Origin of the sequence: Salibacterium halotolerans (assembly GCF_900115625.1) — a bacterium.
Classification (GTDB): Bacteria; Bacillota; Bacilli; order Bacillales; family Marinococcaceae; genus Salibacterium; species Salibacterium halotolerans.
Map to the genome: position 1 here is coordinate 1 of NZ_FOXD01000041.1, position 7681 is coordinate 7681.

Consider the following 7681-nt stretch of genomic DNA (forward strand, 5'->3'; position numbering starts at 1 on the left):
CAACCAGGTCGATCATCTCCCTGGCGCCGAACCAATGAGGGAGATCAAAGGACTGAGTGACATGACGATCGCCGCCTTCTTTGCCGAAACAGGGGGAGACTCCAAGATACATGTAAAATATACAGTTAAGGATGGATAAAATAACCATCCTTAACCTGAGGGTTTTAGCGTAAGCTTTCCATCTAACGGCTCTGGGGGTGAATTTAAATCAATCACGTAGTCGCCGAATCTTTTAATGTGCCTGGTTATATATGGGCTTAGGTCGGCTATATCATCATTGTTGATCTCATATCCCTCATAAGAAAGTGAGCGTAGAACAAGAGTAAGATCAACAACATTTTGAAATACGACGGCATTTGCAACCAAATCGTTGTATTTGATGGCCTTTTCCATTTGTTCTGGATCATTATGAGCGATAATACCTTCCCCTCCGAATTGAAACCATTTCGAAAACCCATTATAAGCTTCCACCTTATTAGTAGTGGCTGTAATAAGCTGCCGCAAGTCAATGTTTGTCATATACTGCAACAAAAACACAGTTCGTACAACCCGACCCAATTCTTGAAAAGCTTGATACAACCGGTTTTTACGACTGTAGTTTCCCAACTTTCTTAATAGAAGTGAAGAAGACACTTTCCCAGCTTTAATGGACAAGACAACGCGTAAAAGGTCTTTCCAATGGGTTTCAATGATTTTCCAATTGATGGTCTCCGTGAACAACTCGTCGATATGTTTGTAGGTGGTGTCTTTTGTTGGCCGGAAAAAAGTAAGGTTCTTTATTTTCCGGATACGGGGCATTAACTTAATTCCCAACAGGTAAGACAATGCAAAGACGGGTGTTGATTGCCCTTGCGTATCAGCAAATAATGTATCAGGTTGAACATCGGACTTGTTCTTTAAGAGTCCTTCAATAATATAGACAGCTTCCCATACCCCACAGGGAATGAAGTGACTAAACAAGGCGATGTAGTTATCGGAAACAAGATGATAAGCAATGCCTCCATAACCACCATGTCGAATATGGTATTCAGCGAGCAGATTATTTTCATAAATATCATGTTTCGTTCCATCAGCAGCAGCGGTATTTCCACTTCCCCATAATTGCGGAAGGTCAAATTTATCGTATTGATTAATGATATCTTTGGTCGCCTTGTATAATTTATGGGTTGTAACATGACGTTGATTAACAAAGGAGAGGGTCTTGGGTGTTATTGTATCACGCATATGACGAGCAGCCTGTGCTGGCCCTAAGTTACAGCCGTAAGCAAATGTATTTAAGATATATCGCTCTTTAGGGCGACTTAGTTTGGGATCGGAGCCGGAAAGAGGACCAAAATGACGGCTCCAATTGACCCAATAGTCAACGTTGCAAAGAATATCAATAATGTTCCGTTCCGGCATGCGTTCCCCGATTAGACGCTCCAATTTTTCTAAAAAAGCACTGGACTTTTTTGCCTTCACTTTCTTTAGAATGGGTTCCCCCTCTTCAGTGAGTTCCACGGCATGTTGCCTGTCAGGAAAGTTTTCATCCACTTCTCTGGTTTTTTGAAACATCCAACTTTTTAATTGATGAACAAAATCTGCTCCATTTGTAGGGAAACCCATTTCACTACAATAATTTTCAAGCATCGGTTGACATTCATTCCAACTCAACAACTGTTCCCAATAATCTGCGTATTCATCAGAATCACGTACACAGATGTCTCCGGATTTCAATTCTTTCGCAAGATAAGAAAACACACAAACTTCCAAGTGTCTACGATGAATCTTCCGCCCCGATCCTTCTCGTGCTCGAAGGGTTCGTTTCCATAGTTCAGAAGCGAATGACAGATCGACCTCATCAGGTAACCAATTGCTTTTGCGGTATCGGTTCTCCATGATGAAATCAAGTGCTGACATTAAAGAAGTCTCCTCGGATGTTGATGAAAATTGCAAGCTCTCCACCAGTTGAAACAATTTCGATCGGTATTGACGAAAAAACTTTAGAATAAGCGGTAAATAGTTATTACCATGATAAGATGCCACAGCTTGGCAATCATCTAACAACTTTCGAATGTCCCCTTTGGCAGCGACTGCTCTTTTTACAAGCCGACCGGCTTGTTCATCTTGGGGTTCATCCTCCAATGTTTGCAGCACATCCGTCAGTGTCGCAACCAGGTTTTCAGTCTTTTCCCTGTGCTTTTCTTTTAAGCGCTCTAATTCGGCTTTTCCGGAGTTATGTAGGTTTCCCATTCTTTTCATCAGCATAGTTCCGAGATGATCACGTGTGACGATTTGTGTACGATGAATGAAAGATAATAACAATGTGTAGCGTTTTGGGGCCGAGTAGTCACGTAATGCTTGAGCATCCAATACCTTGGCTTGAGCAGCAAAGTGTTGAATTTTAGTCGGGGGAATACCGTCTAGATGACGACCGACATCACCAAAGTTTAATAGCCAATGTAACTGATCGATTTGCTCTTGGATATGAGAGAGGCGCGGTTTTTTCGGTAATTGCTTCAGACGATTATAGTCGCTATAAAATTGATCCGATCCTTTTTGAATCAAAACATCCAGTTGTTCAATTTCATTTTTCGATAATCGATCTAATACCTGCTGGAAAAACGTTTCATTGACCAATCGACGAATACGACGAGCCAATCGGTCTAAGGTGCTGAATGCAGGAAGCTCATAATATTGATTGATGAGTTCAGCGATGGCTACGTTAATAAGATCAGCAGGATCATCTTTGACCTTAGCTGATTCCTGTATGGCATGTATAGCAACGTCCTGTGCTTTTTTACCGTAGGGAGCAATCCCGAGGTACTTACGAATTAACGTTTGATGAGTATACATTGTACGTGGTTTCTCGTAGCCAACGATGATTTCTTCCGAAGATAGACTTAAACTTTCCTGGATATGACTTACAATTCCTTGCGGTATTTCATTCAATTTGGGGAAATAACCAAGCTTTTGAAAAGACTTGAGCAATTGAGTTGCATTAAAGCGGTTGCTTTTGCCACGTGTCATCGAGAAAATAAAATTAACTTCTTCCGGTCGGGGTGTATAGACTTCATCCAATTCTTTTTGAGTCACGATTCGTTTGAAACGAGGATAAGCCGTTCGTTCAATGGACGCCAATGTAACTCCCTCCAGATTATTGCCAAGCTATTTTTTCAACTTCTTTCTGTAAATCTTCACGGGTTGCTCGGATATAAGTCATTGTCGTATCAAGACTGTCGTGTCCCATAATTTGCGCTAATCGGTGCAGAGGCGTTCGTTCGGCCATGACATAACCAAATCGGTGTCGCAAGTCATGGGCGCTTAATCCTTCTAGTCCTGCTAAACGCATATATTTTTGAATAATATGCCGTAATGCTCTTTCCCCCAAGTGATTGCCAGTTTTTTTCGAACAAAACAGATAATCCTTCTGTGAGAAATCATTTTCTGAAAAAAAGTGGTTTAAACCGTGCCGAATGGTCGCATTAAGAGGAACCTCACGTTGTTTATTTCTTTTTCCTGAACGGACCATCAACCGGCCACTTCGTTTGCCAATGATAATGTCCCGTCTTTGAAGAAGGCAAAGCTCCATGGAGCGAAGTCCGGTATGTAACATGAGAAGGATCAATGTATAATCCCGAAGGGATCGATTTTGTACGGTCGTAATTAAGATGTGTTCTTCCTTATCCGTCATTTGCCTTGGGCTTGTTTTTTCTTCAGGTACGAGTTTAATCGGTTTGGCGACATTCATCGCAATGATCTTCTTTTCGAAAGCCCATTCAACAAATCGCTTCACAGTGTTTAAGCGTCGATTGATGGTAGCAGGCCGTAATGACTGAACCGTCTGCATAAATTCCCGATACCGGCCAATGGTTGGTGTGGTCATTTGAGTGGGACAAAAGGATATGTCCTTATCTTGATGACGATTCCATGTCGTTTCCGTCCAATTCGCCAAGTGTCGTAGATCACCAGAATATTGTTTTAATGTTTTGGAACTGAGGTCTTCATTCGATTTTAGGTCATAAATAAATTTCTGAATCCAATCCTCTGCGTCAGAAGAAATTAAAGGGGCCTGTCCCATGTCTATTCCTCCATCTCCTATTTACCTTAGCGGACATGATATTTTAAGCCTATCATGAACCTTAGCGGACATCAACAGCTTACTTTTAAGGTTTAATGTCCGCTAAATGTTATTATAGGACATCATTGAAAGTCAAGATATATTTCTTACAGCCTAAGTGTACAAATGTGCAAGGAAGCGAAGTTCTGTCGATTGTTGTGAAACTAACATCAAAATCATTATTAATTCGATTCTTAAGCAAGTATTAATCGACTGTAAGGACAACTTTTCCACGGCCATGTCCATTCTCAATCTTCCTATGTGCATCTGCGGCTTGATTTAAAGGAAACTCCTTTCTGATGTGGATGTGCAATTTTCCTTGGGCATAAAGATCTGTGAGCTCTGAGATCCGTGCAACAGACCGTGTCCCGAAAGAAGAAGGGATACCAAGCTCTTGTGCAAGATCAGAAGACACCATCGTCCGGATACGTTCTTTATTTTTGACAAGCTCCATGGATGCCCTTAGGGCATCCGGTCCTGCGGCATCTAAGGCAGCATCCACACCCTCGGGGGCAAGCTCGCGAATTCGTTCAACAAGACCATTCCCATAGGTAACCGGAATCACGCCAAGTGAGCGGAGATAGTCATGGTTGCCTTTGCTTGCAGTGCCAATAACAGCGCTTGCTCCCCATACTTGAGCCAACTGTGACGCGAAGGTACCCAAGCCACCGGCAGCAGCGTGGATCAACACCGTATCGCCATTTCCCACACCAATCGCTTCCAAAGCCATGTGTGCTCCTTGACCATTTCCCGAAAATCCACCCGCTACGTCCCATGGCATGTTCGCTGGCTTGATTACAATCCGATCGGGATTGACCACCAAGTACTCGGCGTAGGATTTCAGTACGGTAAAGCCAAGCACGTGGTCGCCAACGGAAAAACCGTTAACACCTTCACCAACTTGATCAATGATGCCCGCAAATTCGTTGCCGGGAATGACTGGAAAATCAATAGACAAGCCGGGTGGGGTCCAGCCTTTGCGCACCCTGCGGTCAAAAGGCAGCACACCTGCAGCTTTAATACGAATCCGTACCTCACCCGAACTTGCCTGAGGGTCTTCAAACTCCATCATACGAAAAACGCTGGGAGAACCATACGAAGAAAATGCTGCCGCTCTCATCGAACATCTCTCCTTCTCTTCGCTAAATACCTACTAATAACACTGTGCTGTGAATACATTATGTCGTGCATCATCATATATTATCATTCCTTCCGTTTAGCTTTAATTTGCAGCTTGTTTAACTATAGAATCTAGAACTAAGCCTAATGAAATGCTTCCCAAATGCCCTTGATTACAAAGTTTTTCTCGCTTCTTTCAAAGCGTTACCCCACCATAAAATAGCTTCTAACACTTTGTTTAACTGCTTGACATCACTTTTATCACCTTCAAAAAAGCCATTTTTGAATTTATTCCAAAGGTTCGATATATGCAGACTCTCCCGCAAAGGCACCATATTAAGCTCAATTAATACGAGCCGTAATTGTTCGATGCCACGCGCACCACCCGCTCCACCATAGGTAATAAAGCTTGCTGGTTTGTGACCCCATTCACCATAAATATAGTCAAGCGCATTTTTCAGGACCGGTGTATAGCCGTGATTGTACTCCGGACTTATAAACAAATAGCCATCGCCTTGGGCTATTTTATCTGCCCATTGTTGCTGCAATGGATTTTCGTAATCTCCCATAATGGGTGGTTTCGAAAAATCGAACATTGGTAAGTCCCAGTCTTTCAAGTCTATAAGTTCCACAGAAAAATTTTCTCTTTTCGCGGAGAATTGATAGGCCCAGTCACCAACAGTTTTAGCTTTCCGCCCTTCACGGATGCTTCCGACAATAATTTGTATGTGCATTGATTTATCTCCTTTTTGCTACACACTCAATTCGAATAAACTCCTAACACTAGCGAACCAGTGGCTTAATAAGTGGGGTGTTTAACAGCTATAGTTCATTCTCGACCACTCGAGCGACACGAAAGCTAAAGCTATCTCCTGAGACACTCTTAGCTTCACAGCGCTTAATAACCCCCTCGATTGCAGCCTTTGCTTTGTCACTATTTGGGGCTTGGGGGGCTTTCTGCCAAGACTCTTTCGAATGCCATTGAGCGTAGTTGACAACTTTCCGTCCGTCGTCACTCGCATGGAAACTTGCTGATACGAATCCAGGAAATTTCTTAATGTGCTCTTCGACTTGATCCGCAATACCATCAATCAATTCCTGCTGTTGTTGGGGGGCAACTTCAAACACAGCCATCACCGTAAAGAACCGATTTTCATATATACTAGGCATATTTATTTCTCCTTTCAAGAAAAATTTAATAACATTGATAAACTTGGCCATATGGTTGTTCTTTATTGACAACCTTAATAGGCTAGGCATGCATAGGTATATTTTAAATTTGATTCTTCATAAATAAAAATATATATTATTGTATATAATACATATCTCAAAGTATATGAATTAGAGGGTGACACATATGGAATTATTGCAGTTGCATTATTTTAAAACAGTTGCCAGGTTGGGACATATGACAAAAGCTGCGGAAGAACTTCGCGTTGCTCAACCGGCCCTTAGCAAGACTATTGCTAGATTAGAAGAGGATATAGGGGTACCATTATTTGACCGTCGGGGAAGGAAAATTCAACTTAATGCCATAGGAAAAGCATTTCTAAAGAAGACGGAGATAGCGTTAAGGGCACTTGAAGAAGGCCGAAAGGAGGCCAACGATCTCGCGGGATTGGAAAATGGCAGTATTTATTTGGCCACCTCTAACCTGAAACGTCTCTCGGAACCATTAGAGGCTTTTCTTTCTTCCCATCCTGAGGTTAACTTTCGCCTCAATCAGGCTTCAATGGAGGAAATGGCTCTATTGATTGAGTCGGGGGAGATTGATTTTGGTTTTACAGCGATGCCTATCGAACGTCCGGGAATTCGCGAATTACCCGTCCTAAATGTTGAGGTCTTTCTTGCTGTACCTCCCGGACATCGATTCGCGAAACGTCATAGCATTAGTCTGAGTGAAGTGGCCAATGAACCTTTCGTAGGCTATAAACAGGATTATCTTTTTCAAAAAATGAATAATGACTTCTGTCGAAAGGCAGGGTTCACCCCAAATGTTATCTGTGAGGTTGAGGAGGGTAACGACATAGAAAGCCTTGTACTCGCTGGGGTTGGCATAGGGTTTGTAGGATTGTGTAAAGGGGATGAAGAATCATCACTAGTGCGGCTTCATATTGAAAAACCCGTCTGTCAACGTACCTTTCGATTGGTATGGCACGAAAAGCGCTACCTTTCGAAGGCAGCGCAAAAGTTTCGGGATTTTGTGGTCCATTATTTTGCCGAAATGCAGAATTGATTTATACTTTTAACATTAATGATACTTTGCTGAAATAAACCACTACAGCATTCTCAGTACATCTTAATTGTTGGATATGGGTGTTTTATCCATTCTTAACTGTATATTTTACACGTATCTTGGAGTTATCCCAACAGGGGATATTCATCAGTATCGTCATCCAAAACAATTGATCAGTCTGGCCGGTCTGGACTTGAAAGAAAACAGCTCCGGGCTTCATAAGGGAC

Annotated in this window: 6 protein-coding genes and 1 pseudogene; 2 read left to right on the plus strand and 5 right to left on the minus strand. The window is 42.3% G+C overall.

Translation table 11 applies throughout. From position 1 onward, the window contains the following. Positions 1-150: 150 nt before the first annotated feature. From BM124_RS18200 to BM124_RS18220, 5 genes are all read right to left on the minus strand, one after another. Entirely contained in the window at positions 151-3120 is a 2970-nt protein-coding gene (locus tag BM124_RS18200; protein ID WP_093339901.1) for a Tn3 family transposase, read from the minus strand. 16 nt (positions 3121-3136) lie between these two features. Then, positions 3137-4060: a tyrosine-type recombinase/integrase gene (locus BM124_RS18205; protein ID WP_093339903.1), complete on the minus strand. Its 924-nt coding sequence runs from the start codon at positions 4058-4060 to the stop codon at positions 3137-3139. Positions 4061-4304: 244 nt separating this feature from the next. Further along, a complete protein-coding gene (locus BM124_RS18210) occupies positions 4305-5219 on the minus strand; it encodes an NADP-dependent oxidoreductase (RefSeq protein ID WP_093339907.1) in 915 nt (304 codons plus the stop codon). A gap of 172 nt (positions 5220-5391) precedes the next feature. Then, positions 5392-5952, minus strand: coding sequence for an NADPH-dependent FMN reductase (locus BM124_RS18215; RefSeq protein WP_093339911.1), 561 nt, complete (start codon positions 5950-5952; stop codon positions 5392-5394). Between the two features lie 88 nt (positions 5953-6040). Then, a complete protein-coding gene (locus BM124_RS18220; RefSeq protein WP_170841229.1) occupies positions 6041-6439 on the minus strand; it encodes an antibiotic biosynthesis monooxygenase family protein in 399 nt (132 codons plus the stop codon). Between the two features lie 136 nt (positions 6440-6575). On the opposite strand from BM124_RS18220, the gene BM124_RS18225 reads away from it, so the two are divergent. Together BM124_RS18225 and BM124_RS19765 are read left to right on the plus strand one after the other, a co-directional pair. Next, a complete protein-coding gene (locus BM124_RS18225; protein WP_093339917.1) occupies positions 6576-7454 on the plus strand; it encodes a LysR family transcriptional regulator in 879 nt (292 codons plus the stop codon). A gap of 136 nt (positions 7455-7590) precedes the next feature. After that, a pseudogene (locus BM124_RS19765) lies at positions 7591-7681 on the plus strand (transposase); the annotation flags it as partial.